Source organism: Streptomyces sp. NPDC001153 (genome assembly GCF_053598315.1).
Genome location: NZ_JBSFJZ010000083.1, coordinates 1 through 19,232, shown reverse-complemented (window position 1 = coordinate 19,232; position 19,232 = coordinate 1). Strand labels below are relative to the sequence as shown.

The following is a 19,232-nucleotide window of genomic DNA, read 5'->3' as shown; positions in this document are numbered from 1 at the left end:
TTGTTCTTTTTTTTTTTTGTCAGACCCTGGTTTAACAACACCACCGGCGGGTGATTTCCCCCCCCCCTGCACTGGCCTGACATTCCGCCGGGCTGTCTTGTCGAACCGGTAAGAGCAGATGCAACCGAGGGGAGCCTCGACACCATGAGCAACCGATCCGAGTCAGGATGCGACCGGCCCGATCCGGCCCTGGACGCGGTCATGGGCGAGCGGCGTCGGCTGATCAATCTCGCGTACCGGCTGCTGGGCTCCCTGGTCGAGGCCGACGACGCCGTCCAGGAGACCTACGCCCGCTGGTACGCCATGCCCCGGACCCAACAGGACGCCATCGAGTCCCCCGGCGCCTGGCTGACGACGGTCGCCAGCCGGATCTGTCTCAACCTGCTCGGCTCGGCACGGGTCAGACGGGAGACCTACGTGGGCGAATGGATCCCCGAGCCGCTGCCCGGGCACACGGAGTGGATCAGCGGGCGGGTGGGGGGTGCGGCCGTCGACCCGGCCGACCGGGTCACCCTGGACGAGTCGGTCAACCTGGCCTTCCTGGTCGTGCTCGAATCGATGACCCCGGCCGAACGCGTCGCGTTCATTCTGCACGACGTCTTCTGCCACTCCTTCGCCGAAGTGGCCGAGATCGTCGGCCGCACCCCGGCGGCCTGCCGCCAACTGGCCTCCTCGGCCCGGCGTCGCGTCCGGGCCGCGCAGCCTTCCGCCACTGCGACTTCGGCGGCCCAGCGCGCCGGCGTCGTCAGGGACTTCAAACGGGCCTGGGAGGCAAAGGACATCGACGCCCTGATCGGTCTGCTCGACCCCGAGGCCACAGCCATCGCCGATGGCGGCGGCCTGGCCACCACCTTCCTGCACCCCATCGAAGGCGGTGAGCAGATCGCGCGCGCCTGGGTCGAGATCGCCCGCCGCAGGCCAGGCACGATGACGTTCCTGGAGCGTACGGTCAACGGCCGACCCGGTGTGGTGGCCGAGCAGGACGGCGTCATCGTGACGGTATTCGCGTTCGAGGTCGCGGGCGACCGGATCACACACATCTGGGTCGTACGCAACCCCGAGAAACTCCGTCGCTGGGCGACGGGCTGAGCCCCCCCCGCCGTCGGATTCGCTCGCACCTGGCCGGCACTATCAGCCTCGATCGTGAGGCTGCTGGGTCGCGGTGGGTGTGGGCGAGGAGGCAGGCGCGTCCGACGTGGAGCAGGGCGGTGGTTTTCCCAGCTGCGGCGGGGTCGGTGACGATCAGTGAGGGCCGCGCGGTGTTCTGCTGGTGGCGGCCGAGGATCGCAACCCCTACGCCGAGCAGTGGCTGGAGCGTATACACGGCAGTGGCGGTCGTTCTCCGGGAACGGCCGAGATGACGACTCCTGCAAGCGTTCCTGCAGGTAAGGGGGATGCTCCCCGCCGCGTTGTCGACCGTGCGGCAAGGCTTCAGTGGCTTGGCCTGTCGTTGCCCTGGGGCTGCGTGACGGGCGTGGCGCCTGGGGGTAGGGGTTTGGGCTTGTACGCGGCGTGGACGCCGGCTACTGCTTTCTGCCAGGGGAGCCTCGGCGTCGGGTTCACTGCCCTGTTGTTGGGCTGGGTGTCGGCTACGTGGGTGCGGTCACAAGGGCTTGGCGTTGCTGCTCTTCGCCGAGTTCTCGTAGTCCTTTGACCTGCGCGCACAGTTGTTCCCAGGGGGTGCTCGGGCTTGCGCTTTGCTTTGGGCGTGGGTTGCTGTGTGGTGGCCGGAGGGCGTGGCGGTAGGGCTGTTGCTGTCGTCGTTCTGGGTGCTGGCGTGGTCTGGGTAGTGTTGTTCTTCCAGGCCGTGATCTGCCTGCGGGTGCGGCGGCCGATCCAGGGGCCGGCCTGTCGGGCTTTGTCTTCCAGCTGAGCCACGAGGCGCTGCTGCTCGCCGGGCAGGAAGTGGCCGCGAGGGCGGCAGTACCGGCGCTTGTCTCCGACCCTGTCGATGAACCGGCCGCCGTTCGTTTCGATCACGTGCCGGGAGGCGGTGTCGTCTCGTCGCAGGTCAACAAGGCCCGTGTGATGCCGAGCGAGTGAGTGGTCGGCAAGGCTGCGGCAAGCATCGTGGTCGCGTGTCCTTGACGGCGTGCGCTGGGCCGGATGTCGTAACCGATGTGGCCGCCGGCCTTCTCCAGAAGCGGAGTCAGCCAGTGGCGGATGGCCGGGCTGCCCAACATCTGGTCACCCTCGACCCACCACAGCGTCGTCATCGCACGAACCAGTCCGCTCGCCCGGCTGTTTCGTCCCGTTCGCTCAGCACGCGCGTCACGTAAGCGGCGAAGGCCGCAGTTTCGGTCAAGGCCAGGGGGTCAACGTCGTCGATGAACCATGGAGTTGGAAAGCCGTGATCGTCGTGGAACTCGCTCACCGCCGCCAGGAAGGACGTCTGCAAGCGGACGGTCGGATCGATCCCGGTACGTCCGGTCGCCCGCGTCGAACCGCGGCCTGCGCTTGCCCAGCTGCCGGTCCAGCACCGTGATCTGATGCCGCAGGGTCAGGATTTCGATGTCCTTGTCCCGATCGCTCATCGGCAGGAGACGTAGCAGCGCGAGCGCCTCATTCACGCCCAGGTAGGCCAATCACAGCAGCCCAGCTGATCACGTTGCCGGTTCATCGGCTTCAGCGCTAGAAGCGTCCTGGAGTGAGCGTCGACCGCGAAGTCGTCCACCCCCATCCGACCTGGGTGGATGAGGTTTTCGGCAAGGACAGGGTTGTGATGTAGCAGCTGCGGGAGCTGCCGTGAGGGGTGAGAAGTGCGGTGACGGCCGTGGTGATCAGGGCGAGCTTGGCGTGGATCGGGCAGCATTGTGCATCTCCCTTCTCCGGCGGGGGTGTTGGCGGTCAAGAGAGACAGCGGCCGGGAGGCGTCTACGACCGCATGCGGCTCACCGGCGTGAACGGGCGGCCCGTCACCGGCGGGGATCGAAGCGCTCGTGCCCGTGTGTGGCGTGCCCGTGTGTGTGGCTGTGGGTGGAGCATGCGTGTTCAGAGCCAGGGGGGAGTGGGCGAACCGTCCGGGTCCAGTCCGTTGGGCCATCTCTTCTTGATACCGAGAGGGGGTCGGCCGGCGTCAGCGGCCTGCCGGTAGAGGGTTTCGGCTCCTTCTTGGTCCCCGGCCCTCTCCCGCATCCGCGCCAGGTCGTCCAGGGCACCCAGATAGCCGGCGTCGACAGCCTGCTGGTAGAGGGATTCGGCGCCTCCCAGGTCCCCGGTCATCTCCCGCATCCGTGCCAGGCCAGCGAGCGCGTTGGGGTCGCCGGCGTCGGCTGCCTGCTGGTAGAGGCGTTCGGCGCTTTCCCGGTCCCCGGCCTCATCCCGGTTCCGTGCCAGGTTCAGCAAGGCACTGGGGCGGCCGGCTTCGAATGCCTGCCACGCCAGGCTTTCGGCGCTTTCCCGGTCCCCAGCCTCCTCCCGGTTCCACGCCAGGTCGAACAAGGGGCCGAAGCGGCCGACTCCGGCAGCCCGCCAGGCCAGGGTCTCGGCGCCCTCTCGGTCCCCGGCCGTCTCCCGCATCCGCGCCAGGGTGTCCAGTGCATCCAGGTAGCCGGCGTCGACAGCCCGCCGGGCCAGGCTTTCGGCGCCCTCTCGGTCCCCGGCCGTCTCCCGCATCCGCGCCAGGGTGTCCAGTGCATCCAGGTAGCCGGCGTCGACAGCCTGCTGGTAGAGGGATTCGGCGCCTCCCAGGTCCCCGGCCTCCTCCCGCATCTGTGCCAGGTCGAACAAGACGCTGGGGTAGCCAACTTCGGCAGCCTCTTGGGCCAGGATTTCGGCGCCTTCCTGGTCGCCGGCCATCTCCCGTACCTGCGCCATCGTGTCCAGGGCCTCCAGATAGCCGGCGTCGACAGCCTGCCACGCGAGGAGATAGGCGCCTTCCCAGTCCCCGGCCTTGTGCCGCAAGCGGGCCAGGTCAGCCAGAGCGCCGGGGCCGCAGGCGTCAGCGGCCTGCCGGTAGAGGCTTTCGGCGCCGTCCTGGTCACCGGTTTCACGCCGAAACCGTGCCAGGTCGGCCAGAGCGCCCGGGGCGCCGGTTTCGGCTGCCTGCCGGTAGAAGCTTTCGGCGCCTTCCCGGTCCCCAGCCAACTGCCGCAAGTGAGCCAGGTCGGTCAGGGCCTTGGTGTGGCCGGCTTCGGCAGCCTGTCGGGCCAGGATTTCGCCGCCTTCCCGGTCCCCGAGCTCATGCCGAAGCCGCGCCAGGTCGGTCAGGGCCTTGGCGTAGCCGGCTTCGGCAGCCTGCCAGGCCACGGTTTCGGCGCCCTCCAGGTCCCCGGCCACCTCCCGCGACTGCGCCAGTTCGGCCAGGCCCTCGGGAAAGCCGGCGTCGGCGGCCCGCCGGTAGAAGGTTTCGGCCCCCTCCCGGTCTCCAGCCTCCTCCTTCATCAACGCCAGCTTGAACAGGACATCCGGGTGGCCGGCGTCAGCGGCCTTGTGCTGGAGGTGATGGGCCCATTGCAAGCGGTGTCTGCCGTTGGCAGCGCCGGCGAGGTTATTGAGGTCGTCGGGGTGGGTGAGATGGGCGTGAGCGGCGTGCCAGAACGAGGCGGGCGGGCAGAGCCTTTGACGCCTGGCGCGGCCGTGTTGTTCGAGGTAGTCCGCGAGGCGGAAGACCGGTCCTGCCACCGGGACGGGCCCGGTGGCCGCCGCCGGAGCGCCCGGAGGACGGCGCGCAGGGCGGGCGATGGTGCGGCGCAGGGGAGCTTGTTTGCCGTGAACGGGGCGAGCGAGGTAGGCGAAGGCGGCGTCGGCCCAGTCCTCGGCGAGCTGGTCGTAGTCGTGGTCGGTGAAGTAGTCGATGGCGGCGTCGGTGAGGAAGGATTGCGGGAGGTGGAGTCCGACGCCGAGACGGCGGGCGTCCATCGCGACCTCCAGCAGGGCTCTGGCGGGCGGGGCGCCGTGTTCGTAGCGGCGCAGCAGTTCGGGTGCGCCAGCGAGGTCCTGGGTGAGCCGCCCGTGGGCGTGGGAGCGAGTGAGGGCGTCCGCGATGAGCCGGTCGCCCCCTTGGGCGAGGGCGGTGGCGGCGCGGAGCGCTTCCTGGCCGAAGGCGTCGGGGACGGTAAGGGTGTGTCCGCTCAGGAGCTCGCGGACCCGGCTGTGCGGGTCAGGCTCACCGGGTCGAGGCAGGTCCGTGTAGGAGTCGGCGTACTCGGGCCACAGGGTGCCCAGGACGAGGACCGGCTGACGGTCGGGGTGGGTGAGCAGGGTATGGATGGCGGCCGCGATGCGCTCGCCGGTCCGGGGGCTGCCGAGGTAGTGCTGGGCCTCGTTGAGCCAGATCACCGTGCGAGGCGCCACACGGTCGAGGTCGGCGAGCGCGGCCTCGGCCCTACTGGGGTCGTGAGGGTGCCACAGCCGCCATCCCTTGGCGGCCAGCGGCTGGACGGCCTCCCAGCACGCCCGCGTCTTGCCGGTCGAAGACGATCCGACCAGTACCAGCATCCGGCTGCGACCGTCCGAAGCCTCCCGCACCGCCGCCGCCAGGACCTGGTCGTGGGCGCGGCGCACATAGCCGGGCAGCGCCCGTTGCGGGCGAGAACCGGAGCAGGCCTTGGTGGTGACGGTTCCGGCGGGATGGACCTCCAGGTCGTGAGGATCCCACTGCCCGATCGGTCTGCCCGGTCCCTCCTGCCCTGCATGCGCGGGACCGGCCTCACCAGCTGCGGCCCGTCGCAGCTCCAGCAACTCCTCCACCGGCAGGCCCAGTTTGCTGGCCAGTGCCGCAATAGTCGCGGCGGACGGAACGGGCCCGCCGGGCTGGAAAGCCGCCTGGACGGTCGTGCGCCCGAGTCCCGTTCGGGCGGCGAGCTGGGACTTGGTCAGCCTCCTGTGGGCCAGTCCGTCATCCAGCCGCTTGCGCAGCTCGACGAGGGCGGCCGCGCGTTCGTCTTCTTCCCCGCTCACATGCACCCCCAGCCCTGTGTTCAACGGTGTTCATCATCGTTCGGCCGGACCATGGTGAACACCGTTTCCGCGACCTTCACTCACGTCAACATCCCGCAATCATCTGGGAGATTGCCGTGAACCGCATCACTATCGTCCTGCTCGCCGCTGCCCTGGTCGTCGTGGTCGCGCTCCTGGCCGCCGCGGCCGCAGGCACACTCGCCCGCCTCGACGGTGCCACGTACCCCACCGCCCTCATGCGCGCCGCCACCACCTTCGCCGCCGCCCTCACCCTCGCCGCGGCCGTCACCGGAGCACTCGCCCAGATCCTCCCCTGAGCCTGCCCATGCCGAGGGACCACGTCGGGCTTTGGTGGCTGTTGCCGTTCCGAATCCGAGGGCGGTGTCTTCGCGGGGAAATGGCAACACCCGCCACGGGAGCGTACGAGGGTTGTAGGGCGTGGGGGACCGGCGCGACCGGACGGCCAGGACGCCGGCAGTGGTTGCCCTCGGTCAGCGGTTGTCGGGATTCAGTAGCGTGGCGGCCGCGGCGATGAAGGCGACGGATGCTTCCTTGGCCGCGTGCCGCCGGGCGTCCAGCTCGAACGCTTCCTGCCGGCGGGCAGGGTCTGCGCTGTGACCTGCGGCCACCGCAAGATCGTTAGTCTTCACACACCGATGATCAGCGGTGGCCGCAGCCTTCCTGCAGCCGGTCCACCAGCAAGATCACGGTCTACGGCTGAAGGTCGCGCTGGTACCAGGTGCCTGACTTGCCGCCGAGATCGGCCGGGGCGGCCGGGCCAACCGGGACGAAGCCGGCCTTGGTCAACACCTTCTGGGACGCAACATTGTCGTGGGAGGTGGCCGCCCGTAGTGTGCGCAGCCCGTGCCGCGCCGCTGCCAGCTGGCAAAGCTCCTGGACGGTCGCGGTCGCCAGGCCGCGGCCGGCGACCTGCTGCGCGACCCGGTAGCCGAGTCTCGCAGCGCCGTCCTCCAAGTCGTACAGGTTGAACCTGCCGACTACCGAGCCGTCCTCGGCGACGAGCATGTAGAAGGCGCAGCTGCCGGCTTCCTGCTCGGCCAGCAAGGCGTTGTACCGGTCGGTGAACTGGTCGAAGAAGTCGTCGCCGCGGTCGGAGATCGAGGCAGCGAAGTAGGTGCGGTTCGCGAGCTCGAAGGCCAGTACCGCCGGGGCGTGGTCGGCATGCAGCCGCTTCAGCTCGGGCATTGCCCGACTCTACCGAGATCGTGCGCTGAGGCCACCTGAGTTTCCGCCAGTGGCAGACAGCCCCAGGGCCTGGGCACATAACGATCTACGGCTGCAGTACCAGGCCGTGTCCGTCGGAGCTTGGCGGCTAGGTTCCCCAGGAGGAAACAGGCGTTGGACCGCCGTCACGATGGCCGCGCGGGCAGCCAGGAATGGCGTGCGCTGTTCCTCATTTGCGGGCATCAGGTCGGCTTGGCCGGCCCAGGGCATGGCGAGCTGGTTGACGGACACCAGGATGTCGACGGGGTCCCATGCCGGGTCCAGGTGGGCGGCCTTCTGCGCGGCGCACAGCTGCTCGGTCTTGTGGAGCACGGCGGTCCCATCCGGGCCGGCGGTCCACGACCACCGGGCACGGGCCCGGCCGGAGGTAGACCTCCCGGGTCCAGGCATCCGGCTCGGCGACACCGGCCTCGCATGAGCCGCCGGAGCCCCGCTTCCCGTACGGGCAGCACTCCTCGGTGGAGGTCGTGGCCGAGTCGGCTCCCGGGCCGGAGGGCGTCCTGCGGGTGGCTCCGACCGTCCGCCCCGCCGGCGCGTTCCTCAATCCGCACTTTCGATCCGCTTTTACCGCGGTCGGTCGGATTCGGTCGTGATGCGGACCTCCACGTCCCTCGGCTGCTGGAGCTCGCCGTTGACCGGGACGAGGTCCTGCGGACAGGCGGACAGCACGACCACCACATCCGTGAGCGCCCGCAGGAGCACCGAGTCGCCCGGACGGCTGACCGGCGCGCTGAACACGATGTCACCGTCCGAGTTGACGGGCACATTCATGAACAAATTGAGTGGAGCGGGCACCGGGGTCAGCAGGTCCGGGAGGCCGGACTCGGCGAGGGCTCGGTGGTAGTTGTCGCTGCAGTTGTCGTGGTGGCCTTTGTGTCCCAGTCGTTGATACCGGACGGGGTCACAGGCCGGGATCAGCGTGTCGTGCACGCCCGGAGAGGTGTCCTCGGCGATTTGCAGGAGGGGCCTGCGCCGATCGTCGACGAGTTCGTCACCGGCCTTCACCATCACGCGGCCCAGCACGGCGCGCGTGTGCGCCATCGACAGCCCGTGCTGCGGTTCCTGCCTCGCCACTGCCCAGGTGTCGACCACTTGGCTTCCGTACGTGTTGATCACACGCAGTGTTCCGTCCTGCGGTACCTGGAAGGCCGCTCCTGTGCGTGCGGCCAGCGTCGTCGTGACAGCCATGATCTCTCCTTGGTGTTCCGGGCGAGGCGCCTTCGTTACGGCCCCGGACTCCTATAACAGACAAGCTGGGACATCGGGCACAAGGGAGGGGTTGCGCGCTAGCCAGCCAGGTCCAGGGACGGGGCTGTCACAGTCATTCTCAAAGGCCGCCGACACGGGGCGGACCGTCCAGCGTGTTCTCACAGGCCGGCCATTTCATTCGGTGTGATCTTGCCGGACGCTGTCGGGATGGCGAGTGAGCCTGTCGAGCGGTTGGTGCCGGACCGTCGAACGGTCCATCGCCTGGCTCCGTGGATGCCGACGGCTACACCGCCGCTACGAACGCAACGCCAGCCACTTCCTGGCCCTCACCGCCTCGATCGCCCTCGAACAGGCCAAAGCCGCAGGGAAGTTCACCCGGGTTCATGAAGCCTCGTGGACCGCGGCCCGCGCCGCTCACGGCGAGGCGGCCGGCACCAGAGCCCTGATGGAGGTGCTGCTGTTGGGCCGGCACATGGAACACGAGCACGTCGTCGCCGGACTGGCCGCGGCCCACTGGGCTGGCGCCCTGACCGCGGACGCGGTCGCGCTTGAGGCCCGCAAGGCCGCGCGGCCACACCAACGGGGGTCCGGCGCATCCCTACGCAGATAGACCGGCGAGGAACGGGGAGATCAGGTCATACACGGTGTCGGGTTGCTCCAGGTGCAGGTCATGGCGGTTTACACGCATGCTGACGGACATGGTCGGGACGCGGCGGCGCATCAGTTCATCGACCCGTGCAGGCGAGATGAAGCTCGACTGGGCCAGGATGAGCAGAGTGGGGCAGGTGATGCGCTCCCACTCGTGCGCGAAGGAGTGCTGGGCAGTGTCCGCCACGGACTGGACCATCACGTTCCGGTCGAAGCGGGGCCACCATTGCCCGCCGCGTTCCTCCAGGCCATCCGCCCAGCCCATACCGATCGCTCCGCCGCCGAAGAACTGGACCGCGGCGTCGCGCGAGGGGAAGGGGGTCGGTCACGAGTCGAGCCAGCGGCGGATATGAGCCGGCCATTCGGGGTCGGGACAGAGCGCCCACTACGCAACCGACTACCCGAGGGTCGACAGGGCCCGCACTGTCTGCTGGGACACGTGGGAGCAGTGCTGCACCGGGCAGGGTTCGAGACGCACTCCTACGAATCGGACGCCGAGGCGTACCACTGCGCCTACCTCGCCCTGTGCCATGCCGGCACCCGGCCCGACGGTCGAAGCCTCGCGCGCGCCGCGCTCAACGTCATCAGCGGTGATCCCTGGGAGTGCTCAGACGTGATCCGCGCGAGCGGCAGGACACCATTCACGTACGAGTCGGCGGCCGGCCTCACCGGCCCTCAGGTGCCGACCGCCACCGCAGCTCGACGCGCAGCACGCGCCATGGCCGACGCCTCCGCCGTAGGACACGACGGTGACGACGACTGGGAGAAGCCGCACGCCTCATGGTGGAAGCCGTCGGGCACGGATGCGTAGCCCCCCGCCTGCCGCCGCTGCACGAACGTCCTGCCCATCAGGAGTTCCACGCCGACTCCATGGGCGGCACCCTGTAAGCGCGGCCCAGCGTCTGAGCTGAGGAGGCGTGTGTCGGCCGCCGTTGCCACCGTCCGGGCCGTCCGGAACCTGCACGCCGACAACGCCACCGCCCTGATCGCCGACATCCGCGTGACCAACTGACGACCGAAGCGGAAGCAGTCAATCAGGTGACGCCCGCCCGACGCCCGCGCGACCATCAACCCCCCAAGTCCAAGGAGGGGAAACCTTGCCGAAACCGCTCAAGCGTCAGATCGCCCTCGCCGGCACCGTGCCCAGCCGTCACACCACCGGAACGGTACTCGTCGCCACCGACGCTGCCGTGGACGACGCCCGCGCGGGCGGAGGCTACCTCGCCACCAGCGGCCACTACGGGGCCCGCGCCCACCCCTACCCCCGAGACATCAGCGGCCCTTCACGGTCCACGGTCGCCGAACTGCGGGCGATCCTGTGGGCGCTCCAGGCCGTCACAGCGTCGGTCGGGTCGTCGCGGCCGGTCACCGTGCTCACGGACAGCGCCGATGCCCTCGGCTACCTGACGGCCTGGCAGGCGGGCGGCACGCGGATGCCCGACGGCTACCGCGTCTCGTGGCGCAGCTCAGACCGTCAGCCGACGCTGGTGGAGCTGCAGCAGATGGCTGAGTACACGCCGGGACTCACCTTCACCCACGTGAAGGGGCACGTTGGCCACCCCCTGAACGAAGCGGCCGACAGCCTGGCCAAGCTTGCTCTGCGCTGCTCGAAGGGGGTCGTCGACCGCGGGCGCGCCGCCGAGCTGGCGCCAGAGTGGGCACAGCAGAATCTGAAGGCGTGGAGGGCTCAAGCCGCCGACGCATGACGAAGACGCATCAAGGCCCGCACCATCTGGGTGCGGGCCTTGGCGTCTGTCGTTTCCGCCCTCGAAGCTCACGCCCGCTTCGGCCGTCGCCGCGCCGCCTGGAACGGGATGACGTTGTTGCCCGCATCGCGCCTCATCTCGCCCGTCGCCAGAGTACCGTTCGTCCCAGGGCACACCCGCCGCCCGGGCCGGATGCGTGACTTTCCCGCCGACTCGCAAGATCCTCTTGTGCTGGTGCAGCGAGCCGTCCTTGTTCACCGTCACCTCTTCGAGACCGCACGTCGGGCAGGTGGCCCGCGGCTTCTCCCGGGCTGCCTTCTCCGCGCTCCTCGGTTGGGACACATGCCAGGCAGTGTCGAGGTGGTGCCTGATGCGCAGCCAGTCGGGTTTCTCTCCGGCGTCGACGTAGCGCAGGGCCTGGTTGCAGCGGTCGTAGACGAGACCGCGGACTGCCCAGCGGCCGAGCGTGTGGTCGTGGTCGATGTTGAGGGAGTGGCTCGCTGTGCGTTTGACTCGGCAGGGCATGCAGTGGTGCGTCGGCGAGATGCAGGAGGTCGTCGTATTCGGCGCAGGTGAAGGCGTAGTGGGTGTGGCGGCAGCTCGTGTGGTTGCGGTGCACGGGGCGACGGTATCGGCTGTGTCCGGGCCGCAATGCCCGCTCGGGGGCACGCACAGGGTGTGCGGGAGCGCATAACGTCGAACGTACCGTCACAGATCCGTCACATTACCTACACATGGTTTTGTAGGCTGCCCCAGGCAACCAATATCGCCCCGTGAACAGAACAACCCTCACCACTGCAATCGCCGCCGCACTCCTTGCCAGTGTCACTGCCTGCAGCAGCGGTAGCAGCTCCTCGTCGCAGCACACGTCGAACGGGAAGGCCGGCGCCTCCGCAACGCCTACCGCCGGCAAGCCGCTCGACGCCAGTGGCGCGTTCACGCAGATCTCCGGCAAGGTCGCCTCGGCGAAGCTCTCCGGCACCGTCACGGCGGCCAATGACCCGAACCATCTCCTCGGCCGGCCGAACCAGTACACGTCGAAGGTCACCTTCACGGACTCCCGGATCAAGGCGAGCGACGTCGAGGGCACGGAGAAGGGCGACGTCGACCGCGGTGGCGCGGTGGAAGTCTTCGGCAGTCCGTCGGACGCGCAAATCCGCGCGAAGTACATCCAGACCGTCACCAAGTCCATGCCGGCGCTCGCCGAGTACGACTACGTCCACGGCGCGGTCGTCGTCCGCGTGTCCCACTACCTCACCCCGGCCCAGGCCGCCGCGTACCAGGCCGCCGCCAACGGACTGAGCTGAGGCCCACCATGAAGCGATCCCTCACCGCCACGGGCGTCATACTGATTGCCACCCTCACCGCCTGTGGCCCGTCCGACAAACCGAAGGCCACGCCCGTCCACGCGACCACGGCGAGTAGCAGTCCCGCCAAGACTCAGCACAGCGCCGCCCCTGTGAAGGCCGGCTCGACCGGCGCACCCGCAGCGAAGAAGCCGCCGACGGCCGAGGCCCGGAAGAAGGCAGCGGCCATCCTGGAGAAGGAGGACCAGGACTTCCGGGACTTCCTCGCCCAGGGGGAGAAGGTCACCGGCATGCCGCAGTTCACGGCCTGGTACCAGAAGGCGATCGTCGGCCTGGACATGAAGCAGACCGCATTCTCCAAGGCGGACGCCTACTTCACCGCCGACAACGAGCCCACTGACCTCATGGAGCAGTGGCGGTCCGACAACGGCGACGCCAACAGCCGGATCACCCAGTACGCGATGGACGGCACCTCGCCGGACGCCCCGGACGCGACGACTCGGAAGGACGCCTCCGACTGTCTCGCAGACCTGGCGAAGGCCGACAAGGACGCCGAGAAAATCGCCAACGGCAGCTGACTCAGCGGGCGCGCGCGGCGACGCTGCTGGTGCCGGCAGCGGCGCTGTCGAGGAGGAGGTCGGATGCCACAACCCATCCCGCCGGCGCGGCGAGCGCGGCCCGCCGCCGTCACACGGTCGGCCGCTAGCGGCCCGCGCACCGGTGAACTCGTTGCGCGCCGGCAGTACAAGGGCCTGTTCCTGGCGCCGAACTGGCCGCCGGACGACGAAGCCGACTGAAACGGCACGCCCGCGATTCAGTCCCCGCCGAGCGCAACTGCGCTGCGGCGGGGGCTTTTTTGCGTTGCGCGATCTGACGGGCTCGCTACAGTGGGGGCGTCCAGGTGCGTACGTGACGGATCCTTCTTGGAACTGAGGGTTGCGGGTTCGAGTCCCGCCCGGTCCAACGGTGTTGGCCGGTAGCTCAATGGGAAGAGCATCAGTCCGTGAGCCGTCGCCGACTCTGATCTCTGGACCACAACTTCAGACTTCCGCACCTCCCGGTGCGCAGGCCCGTGGCTACTTCTTATGGTGAATCACGCCGCAGGCCGTCTTGATCTCGGGAGGCACAGGCATCGGGGGCGCCCGGTGCGATGGCGGGTGCTACTTCTCCTGCCAAGAGAGAGACCCCGGTTCGAATCCCGGCCGGTGCTGCTGACGACCTTCGGGTCTGAGGCCCGGTAGCTCAGCGGCCCAGTTCCGCGTAGGTGTGGCGAGCCCGCCGCGTTCGCGAATCCCCGCCCATGTCACGGGCTGACCTCGAAGATCACGATGTCCGCCGGGGCCGTGAGGCTGCTCGGCATGAACTGCGTCTGCTCGGACCTCGAAGACGATCTCGAGTCCGTCGCACTCGTTCCCCTGCTCGCCGGCGCGCGTGAAACCGAAGCCCGCGATGGTGGCCAGGGAGGCGTTGTTGTCGGAGCTGATCACGGCCCGTACGGTCCTGACGCCGGGTTCGGCGGCGGCCCTGCCGAGCAGCGCTCTCAGCATGGCGCGGGCATAGCCCTGGCGGTGGTACCCGGGTACCACGGTGTAGCCGACCTCGACCATGCCGGCCTCGTCCGGTGGCCCCTGGAACCCGGCGTCGCCGACGACGGCCCCGTCCGGCTCGGACACCGCGGCGTGCGTGATCCAGGGAGCGACAGACGGGTTCTTGGTGAGTTGGTCGGGCGATAGGCGAAGATCCAGCGGGCCCGGTCGCTTGTCAAGTGTTCGTGAAGGGCGACCCCGGCCTCGGCGCTGGCGCCAGTGAGGTCGCCGTCGGCAAGGGCCCGCAGCGTCTTCGCGCTGAGTTCGACGAAGCGGACGCGTTCGGGGTTGGAGAGAGGTCCGTTGTTCAACGCGGTGATGCTTTCCGAGCACTGGAGGGCTGTCCACTGCTTTATGGCTCCGGCGGACAGGGAGATCGTCCCGGTCGGGCCGTACCATGAGAAGCACGGTACGGACGCCGCGATACCTACGCCGAGCCGCATCTCGCGAGTGCCTTACTCGTCTCCGACCGATCCGCGCAGCGGGCCATGCGCGTGCTCGCCCTGGCCGACCGGGTCGACGACACCTACCGCCGCCCGATGAACCGGCAGCCCACCGTGCAGGAGCCCCGCCACCGGCTCGCCCGCGCCCTCGGCCCTGGCGGCCAGGGCCAGATCCGTAGGCACATCGCGAGGGACAGGAAGTCTGTTCGCCGGTCTGGGGCTGGTCTCTCAACGCGGTGGTGGCGGGGAATTCTCCCCACTCGGATGCCGCCGTCGCCGAACTGCGCGCCGAGGGCCACGACATCAAGGACGAAGACGCCGTCCGTGCTCTCCCCGTTCACGGACCGGCACACCAACTCCCTGGGCCGGGATCCCTTCAACATCAAGGCGAGCGGCCCCGGCCAGGGCCAATGCCCCTTCCACGACTCCGACGCCGCCGAGGACGACGAGGTAGGGAACTGACGCCGCCCGCTTCACGGGCCGACCGCCGGCCGTGCGGCCGGCCCGTGTCCGGTCACTGGTGCCCGGGGGCGGCCCCGGCCACAAGTTGGAGGATGATGCCGTTCGGGTCGGTGACCTGGAAGAGGCGTTCGCCCCACGGCTCCTCACGCAGCGGCATCGTGATGGGGGCGCCCTCGCTCCGCAGCCGCTCGAACTCGGCGTCCAGATCGGTCACGGTGAACGCGATGATCACGCCTGCGGCAGGCTGGTCCCGGAAGCCTTCGGGCAGGACCTCGATGCCGCGCTGAAGAAAGATCACGTTGGCCGCGTCCTCGCGGACCAGCGAGGCGAAGCCGTCGGCGGCGATGGCTTCATGGAAGCCGAAGTGCTTGACCAGGAATGCGGCGGAGGCGGGGACGTCGTCAACGGTCAGGGAGACGGCGGTGGAAGTGATGTTCATGACCTGCCCTGGAGTCGGGAACAATCTCTGTACGCTGTATACTGTACCTTGTACAGAGTAGGTGGTGGAAGGACCGAGGCCTGGCAGGAAGAATGGAGCCCATGGCCAAGGAACACGGGGGCACGAGCGACCCGGCCCGCATCCTGCAACTGCTGTGGCGTGAGCCCGGACACGGCGATTCCCGCCGCGGCCCTAAGCAGGGTCTGACGGTCGACGCCGTTGTCCGCGTCGCCGTCGAGCTCGCCGACTCCGACGGCCTGGAGGCCCTGACCATGCGCGGCATCGCCCGGCAGCTGGGCGTGACACCGATGACGCTCTACACCTACGTCCCGGGCAAGGCAGAACTGCTCGACCTCATGCTGGACGCCGTGTACCTGCAGATGCCGCGCTGCGACCGATCGACGGACCCGTGGCGCACGAGGGTGGAGGCCGTCGCGCACGAGAACCGCGATCTGTACAACCGACACCCTTGGGTGGCGACCATGCCCACCACACGCCCGCCACTGGGCCCCGGCCTCATGACCAAGTACGAACACGAACTGGCCGCGTTCGACGGCCTGGGGCTCGACGACCTGGAGATGGACGCAGCTCTCACTCTCCTGCTGGACTTCGTCCAGTCCGTCGCCCGCGCAACCCTTGCCACCCAAGCCGCCGCCCGCGACAGCGCGATGTCCGACCAGCAGTGGTGGGCCCTCAACGAACCACTCCTGGCCAAGGTTTTCGATCCCGAACGGTTCCCACTGGCTGCCCGTGTCGGAAGCACCGCGGGCGCCGCCCACCAGGGCATGTACAACCCTGACCACGCCTTCAGCTTCGGACTGCAATGCATCCTGGACGGCCTTGCCCGCCGCATGAGTCAGCCTCGATGACTGTGCCGGATCGCTTCAACTGGCGGATGCGCGGCCGAGTTGGCCAGGCTGAGTCGAGTTGGCACTGAGAGCGGCCGCCGGGCCGGTTGCTGTCGGTCGGCGCCGACGATGCTCGGCCAGGCTTTCGAAGCCGTGTACCTGGACCATGGCCAGGATGAATGCCAGTCCAGGACCGTGGCATCGCAGGCCGGTCGAGTGAAGTGGGATGCCGGCGCCACGGCGAGCGCCGGGACGACCGCCAGGTCTTGGGCTGGGCGGACCCCTCTCGCGCCTCGGACGCCTTCCACAGTCCACCGGGGGGTCCGATCCCACCCCCTTGCCTGCCACGGGCCGACGGCGGACGAAGGGACGAGCTCCGGGGAGCCCCGGACTTCCACCCTGTCTCAGCCGAGCCCGGCCAGTTCGGCGATCGTCCCGCCGAGCACCCGGTCGCGTACCTCACCCGGGCTGGTGACCCGCTCCACCATCGCCCGGGTGAGGACCGGGTCGCCGTACGGAGCGTCCGAGCCGAACAGGGTCCGGTCCGGGATCTCCTTGATGGCCAGCCGGACCGCGAAGACGATATTGGCCGTGGACAGCTCCAGGTACATGTTCGGGGTGTCCCGGACCAGTTCCACGGCCTGCATCCAGTTCAGCCCTCCGAGCTGGCTGACCACCAGCGGGACCGTCGGGTAGCGGCCGGCGAGTGCCGACAGCGTCATCAGGTCGTCGGCCGTGGTCGGGGCGAATCCGTGCACGACCACGGGCAGTCGGCCGTGATCGGCTGCCGCCTGGAGCACCGGTTCGATCATCCCTGCCCGTCCCGGTGGCGGTGTCAACTCGCCGATACCGTGCAGCCTACGCCCGACGACCTCGCGTTCCACGGTCGCGGCAATCTGTTCCGGCTCCAGGTCTAGCGGAACGGACAGAAAGCCGATGAACCGCTCCGGCCGTGCGGCGAGCGCGGCGCCCAACTCCTCCCATGCACCGCGGTACCCCTCGGCCGTGTTGGCCCGGCCACCGATGGCCTCGTCCAGGATCGCCATCTCCCGGCGCAGTGAGACAAGGTCGTCGGCTCGCTCCGGGTGCGGGCGAGTGGCGAACAGCACGGCGCGGTCCACCCCGGCCTCGTCCAGCAACGCCACGTGCGACTCGACGGGGTCGTGGACGTGGCTGTGCGCATCGATGATCACTGATTCAGTCCTTCCTTGACGTTCGGCCGGGAATGCGGCCGACCAGTGCACTGTTGCTGCCTGACACCGTGGGAAGGTCAAGTTGGAGGCATGGTCGGTGCTGATCGGGGAGTTGTCGCGTCGTACCGGAGTCAGCGAGCGCCTGCTGCGCTACTACGAGCGGATGGAGTTGATCCATGCCGAGCGCCGTGCCAACGGCTATCGCGAGTACGACGATGAGACCACTGAGACGGTGCGGCACATCCGCGCCCTGCTGGCTGCAGGCCTGCCCACTCGCATCATCCGCCAGGTCCTGCCCTGCACCTTCGACGAGATGGCGCTACGCCCCTGTCCTGGTGTTCTCACCAGCCTGCGTGATCAGCTGAACGTCCTCGACCAGCGTGCCGCCGACCTGGAGACCGCGCGCCGCCTTTTGCGCCAGACGATCGCCGCCACCGATAGCGCGGCAAGCCACGACCGGAATCGGGCGCCCGAGTCCCGTTCAGTCGGCCGCCGGGGCGTTGGTCGGGTGGCACCTGGTGCCAATTGAGGAGCCGCAGCCGCCCGCCCGGGAGACGGCGGTGCTCCTGGCGGCAGTCGTGCTGAGCGGGCCGGAGGCCGCTGCCCTGACCCTTACGGCGAGTAACGCATCGCCCACCGTCCGGCCCGCCTCCGCGACGGCCAAGCACGCCGCCGCGGGGTTGAGCAGGCCGGTCTCCGCGACCTACCGGCGCAGGCCGGCCGGTGAAACGGAGCCCAACCACTGGTATGGGCCGGCCCCCTCCGCCCCGTTGAACTCGGACACGAACAGGTCGAGAACGTCGTCGGTCACCGGGCGCAGAGTGATCTCATCGGACATGGAACGATCCGGATCCTGTCGACCTCAGGGTTCGACCTCGTACCGCCAGCGACCTCCAAGTCCCCGTCCGGATGCGGAGCGGTGGCCGGGCCGGCCGACAGCGGCTCCAGGCGTCCGGGCGCTGACCGCTTCCGTTTCTATCCCGCCACGCGGGCGTTCCGGGCTTGACGAGTCCGGATTCGTAAGCGACGACGATGGCCTGGGCGCGGTCGCGCAGGCCGACCCGTCTCCGATCCATATCCCGCTCACGGTGGCATTGGCCAGCAACCCTAACGCTGAACAGGCAGGGGCCGAAGTGCACGCTGAGCGGGGTGAACCTGCCGGAGTCCGTCTCCCCGATCTGGACGAGCTGCGGGGCCGCGGCGTACTCAGCGCTCACCCCGCAGCGGTCCCGGCCTTGCGGCGCCCCCTCGGAACCGGCGGCCACGTGGACGAGGAGCCCCACCTCTCTGCCCGACACGCGCTCAGCACGAGCCGGGGAGGGCCCGATGGGGTCTGGTGTCTGAGCTATGCCGCTAAAAGGGACAGCCGCTACCCATCAGGAGTTCGCCGGCCACTTCCGCGCCGCTCGCAGCGGCGGAAGCGGCGCTCCGCCGGAACGGCGACCCCAGCGCAGGCGTGACCTGCGAAGTCGCCCACTCCGCATCGCTACACCACTTTGTGGGACGCGACCGGCAACCAAAATCGGTTCAGCAAGGTCTCATGGATATGAGCCCTCGTTTCACGGTGCCGGCTGCGACACGATTCAGCATGGGCCGCTTGTTTGGAGCCAGCGCGGTCATGATCGGTGCGGTTGCCGGGTGCACCACTCAGCCGACAGTGTGCGCAGCCTCGGCGGTGTGGGCGTTCCCTTCGGTCCAGCTAAACGTCTCGGCCTGGACGCGATCGCACCCACAGGCGACAGTGCAAGCCTGCGCCGACAGCCACTGTGTGTCGTACCCGGCCGGGGATGCCGGAGCACCCCGGCACGTCCCGACTCCGCCCGGCACCGACCCACACCGCATTGTGACAGTCAGCCTCACCGCGGACCAGGCCGGGAAGGAGGTGCTCCGGACCAACACCCTGGTACGGCTCGTGCACCACACCACGCACGATCCGTGTGGATCACGCGACTGGTGGACGGCGACGGTCACCCTCACAGCGACGGGACAACTCCAGCCGGGCTGATTGTCGGCGCCTAGAGCCACAGTTTGGAAGATCGCGTATGCGGCGGGGTGCTGACCTGGCAAGAGGGCGACCCGCGCGTTTGCGGGCAACTTGCCGACACTCCCCGCTGTTCGCCATTCGATTGGGCACGAAGGGCACGTGCGTAGGTCTGCTGCAGTTTCGGGTGACAGGTTGGGTCACGCGGCTCGGAGGGCCGGTGTGGTCATGACGGTCTCGTATTCGACGGGGGTCAGGCGGCCG

Annotated in this window: 23 protein-coding genes and 2 pseudogenes; 11 read left to right on the top strand and 14 right to left on the bottom strand. The window is 69.0% G+C overall.

Features of this window, described 5'->3' with window-relative positions; translation table 11 throughout:
* Positions 1-144: 144 nt before the first annotated feature.
* Positions 145-1,089, top strand: a complete 945-nt coding sequence (gene sigJ, locus ACWDEN_RS46020; protein ID WP_351620044.1) for an RNA polymerase sigma factor SigJ — start codon at positions 145-147, stop codon at positions 1,087-1,089.
* Between the two features lie 887 nt (positions 1,090-1,976).
* Here sigJ and ACWDEN_RS46015 read toward each other — a convergent pair.
* From ACWDEN_RS46015 to ACWDEN_RS46005, 3 genes are all read right to left on the bottom strand, one after another.
* Complete coding sequence (locus ACWDEN_RS46015; RefSeq protein ID WP_351620041.1) at positions 1,977-2,216, bottom strand: GNAT family N-acetyltransferase; 240 nt, start codon at positions 2,214-2,216, stop codon at positions 1,977-1,979.
* A gap of 99 nt (positions 2,217-2,315) precedes the next feature.
* Positions 2,316-2,585, bottom strand: coding sequence for a hypothetical protein (locus tag ACWDEN_RS46010; RefSeq protein WP_351620038.1), 270 nt, complete (start codon positions 2,583-2,585; stop codon positions 2,316-2,318).
* 406 nt (positions 2,586-2,991) lie between these two features.
* The gene (locus ACWDEN_RS46005; protein ID WP_450864001.1) at positions 2,992-5,901 is read right to left on the bottom strand and encodes a hypothetical protein; all 2,910 of its coding nucleotides are present in this window, start codon (positions 5,899-5,901) and stop codon (positions 2,992-2,994) included.
* Between the two features lie 116 nt (positions 5,902-6,017).
* Here ACWDEN_RS46005 and ACWDEN_RS46000 point away from each other — a divergent pair, with 116 nt between their 5' ends.
* Entirely contained in the window at positions 6,018-6,218 is a 201-nt protein-coding gene (locus tag ACWDEN_RS46000) for a hypothetical protein (RefSeq protein ID WP_351620032.1), read from the top strand.
* Positions 6,219-6,392: 174 nt separating this feature from the next.
* On the opposite strand, the gene ACWDEN_RS45995 is transcribed toward ACWDEN_RS46000, so the two are convergent.
* The 4 genes from ACWDEN_RS45995 to ACWDEN_RS45980 form a co-directional block, all read right to left on the bottom strand.
* On the bottom strand, positions 6,393-6,551 hold the full coding sequence (locus ACWDEN_RS45995; protein WP_351620029.1) for a hypothetical protein: 159 nt from the start codon (positions 6,549-6,551) through the stop codon (positions 6,393-6,395).
* A gap of 61 nt (positions 6,552-6,612) precedes the next feature.
* Positions 6,613-7,107, bottom strand: a complete 495-nt coding sequence (locus ACWDEN_RS45990) for a GNAT family N-acetyltransferase (RefSeq protein ID WP_351620026.1) — start codon at positions 7,105-7,107, stop codon at positions 6,613-6,615.
* Between the two features lie 9 nt (positions 7,108-7,116).
* Complete coding sequence (locus ACWDEN_RS45985; RefSeq protein ID WP_351620023.1) at positions 7,117-7,536, bottom strand: hypothetical protein; 420 nt, start codon at positions 7,534-7,536, stop codon at positions 7,117-7,119.
* A 174-nt stretch (positions 7,537-7,710) separates the two neighbouring features.
* On the bottom strand, positions 7,711-8,334 hold the full coding sequence (locus ACWDEN_RS45980) for an urea carboxylase-associated family protein (RefSeq protein WP_351620020.1): 624 nt from the start codon (positions 8,332-8,334) through the stop codon (positions 7,711-7,713).
* Between the two features lie 265 nt (positions 8,335-8,599).
* On the opposite strand from ACWDEN_RS45980, the pseudogene ACWDEN_RS45975 reads away from it, so the two are divergent.
* Positions 8,600-8,698, top strand: a pseudogene (locus ACWDEN_RS45975) (IS5/IS1182 family transposase); the annotation flags it as partial.
* A 255-nt stretch (positions 8,699-8,953) separates the two neighbouring features.
* On the opposite strand, the gene ACWDEN_RS45970 reads toward ACWDEN_RS45975, so the two are convergent.
* Positions 8,954-9,268, bottom strand: coding sequence for an alpha/beta fold hydrolase (locus tag ACWDEN_RS45970; protein ID WP_351620017.1), 315 nt, complete (start codon positions 9,266-9,268; stop codon positions 8,954-8,956).
* Between the two features lie 174 nt (positions 9,269-9,442).
* Between ACWDEN_RS45970 and ACWDEN_RS45965 the strand changes: the two genes are divergently transcribed.
* Positions 9,443-9,814, top strand: a complete 372-nt coding sequence (locus ACWDEN_RS45965; RefSeq protein WP_351620014.1) for a hypothetical protein — start codon at positions 9,443-9,445, stop codon at positions 9,812-9,814.
* Between the two features lie 286 nt (positions 9,815-10,100).
* A complete protein-coding gene (locus tag ACWDEN_RS45960; protein ID WP_351619997.1) occupies positions 10,101-10,709 on the top strand; it encodes an RNase H family protein in 609 nt (202 codons plus the stop codon).
* Between the two features lie 387 nt (positions 10,710-11,096).
* Here ACWDEN_RS45960 and ACWDEN_RS45955 read toward each other — a convergent pair.
* Positions 11,097-11,234: pseudogene (locus tag ACWDEN_RS45955) on the bottom strand (endonuclease domain-containing protein); the annotation flags it as partial.
* Between the two features lie 248 nt (positions 11,235-11,482).
* On the opposite strand from ACWDEN_RS45955, the gene ACWDEN_RS45950 reads away from it, so the two are divergent.
* The 3 genes from ACWDEN_RS45950 (at position 11,483) to ACWDEN_RS45940 (ending at position 12,813) form a co-directional block, all read left to right on the top strand.
* The gene (locus ACWDEN_RS45950) at positions 11,483-12,016 is read left to right on the top strand and encodes a hypothetical protein (protein WP_351619994.1); all 534 of its coding nucleotides are present in this window, start codon (positions 11,483-11,485) and stop codon (positions 12,014-12,016) included.
* An 8-nt stretch (positions 12,017-12,024) separates the two neighbouring features.
* Positions 12,025-12,594, top strand: a complete 570-nt coding sequence (locus tag ACWDEN_RS45945) for a hypothetical protein (RefSeq protein ID WP_450863997.1) — start codon at positions 12,025-12,027, stop codon at positions 12,592-12,594.
* Between the two features lie 63 nt (positions 12,595-12,657).
* Entirely contained in the window at positions 12,658-12,813 is a 156-nt protein-coding gene (locus ACWDEN_RS45940) for a hypothetical protein (RefSeq protein ID WP_450863995.1), read from the top strand.
* Positions 12,814-13,176: 363 nt separating this feature from the next.
* Here the strand turns inward: ACWDEN_RS45940 and ACWDEN_RS45935 are convergent, their stop codons facing one another.
* Together ACWDEN_RS45935 and ACWDEN_RS45930 are read right to left on the bottom strand one after the other, a co-directional pair.
* The gene (locus ACWDEN_RS45935) at positions 13,177-13,689 is read right to left on the bottom strand and encodes a GNAT family N-acetyltransferase (protein WP_351619988.1); all 513 of its coding nucleotides are present in this window, start codon (positions 13,687-13,689) and stop codon (positions 13,177-13,179) included.
* A 368-nt stretch (positions 13,690-14,057) separates the two neighbouring features.
* Positions 14,058-14,228, bottom strand: a complete 171-nt coding sequence (locus ACWDEN_RS45930; protein WP_351619986.1) for a hypothetical protein — start codon at positions 14,226-14,228, stop codon at positions 14,058-14,060.
* Positions 14,229-14,369: 141 nt separating this feature from the next.
* Between ACWDEN_RS45930 and ACWDEN_RS45925 the strand changes: the two genes are divergently transcribed.
* Positions 14,370-14,507, top strand: coding sequence for a hypothetical protein (locus ACWDEN_RS45925; RefSeq protein WP_351619983.1), 138 nt, complete (start codon positions 14,370-14,372; stop codon positions 14,505-14,507).
* Between the two features lie 52 nt (positions 14,508-14,559).
* On the opposite strand, the gene ACWDEN_RS45920 is transcribed toward ACWDEN_RS45925, so the two are convergent.
* Positions 14,560-14,946, bottom strand: a complete 387-nt coding sequence (locus tag ACWDEN_RS45920) for a VOC family protein (RefSeq protein ID WP_351619980.1) — start codon at positions 14,944-14,946, stop codon at positions 14,560-14,562.
* A gap of 101 nt (positions 14,947-15,047) precedes the next feature.
* On the opposite strand from ACWDEN_RS45920, the gene ACWDEN_RS45915 reads away from it, so the two are divergent.
* Entirely contained in the window at positions 15,048-15,815 is a 768-nt protein-coding gene (locus ACWDEN_RS45915) for a TetR/AcrR family transcriptional regulator (protein ID WP_351619977.1), read from the top strand.
* Positions 15,816-16,198: 383 nt separating this feature from the next.
* On the opposite strand, the gene ACWDEN_RS45910 is transcribed toward ACWDEN_RS45915, so the two are convergent.
* Entirely contained in the window at positions 16,199-16,987 is a 789-nt protein-coding gene (locus tag ACWDEN_RS45910; RefSeq protein ID WP_351619974.1) for an amidohydrolase family protein, read from the bottom strand.
* Between the two features lie 97 nt (positions 16,988-17,084).
* Between ACWDEN_RS45910 and ACWDEN_RS45905 the strand changes: the two genes are divergently transcribed.
* Positions 17,085-17,516, top strand: a complete 432-nt coding sequence (locus tag ACWDEN_RS45905) for a MerR family transcriptional regulator (RefSeq protein WP_351619971.1) — start codon at positions 17,085-17,087, stop codon at positions 17,514-17,516.
* 174 nt (positions 17,517-17,690) lie between these two features.
* Here ACWDEN_RS45905 and ACWDEN_RS45900 read toward each other — a convergent pair whose 3' ends face one another.
* The gene (locus ACWDEN_RS45900; RefSeq protein ID WP_351619968.1) at positions 17,691-17,825 is read right to left on the bottom strand and encodes a hypothetical protein; all 135 of its coding nucleotides are present in this window, start codon (positions 17,823-17,825) and stop codon (positions 17,691-17,693) included.
* Positions 17,826-19,232: the final 1,407 nt, after the last annotated feature.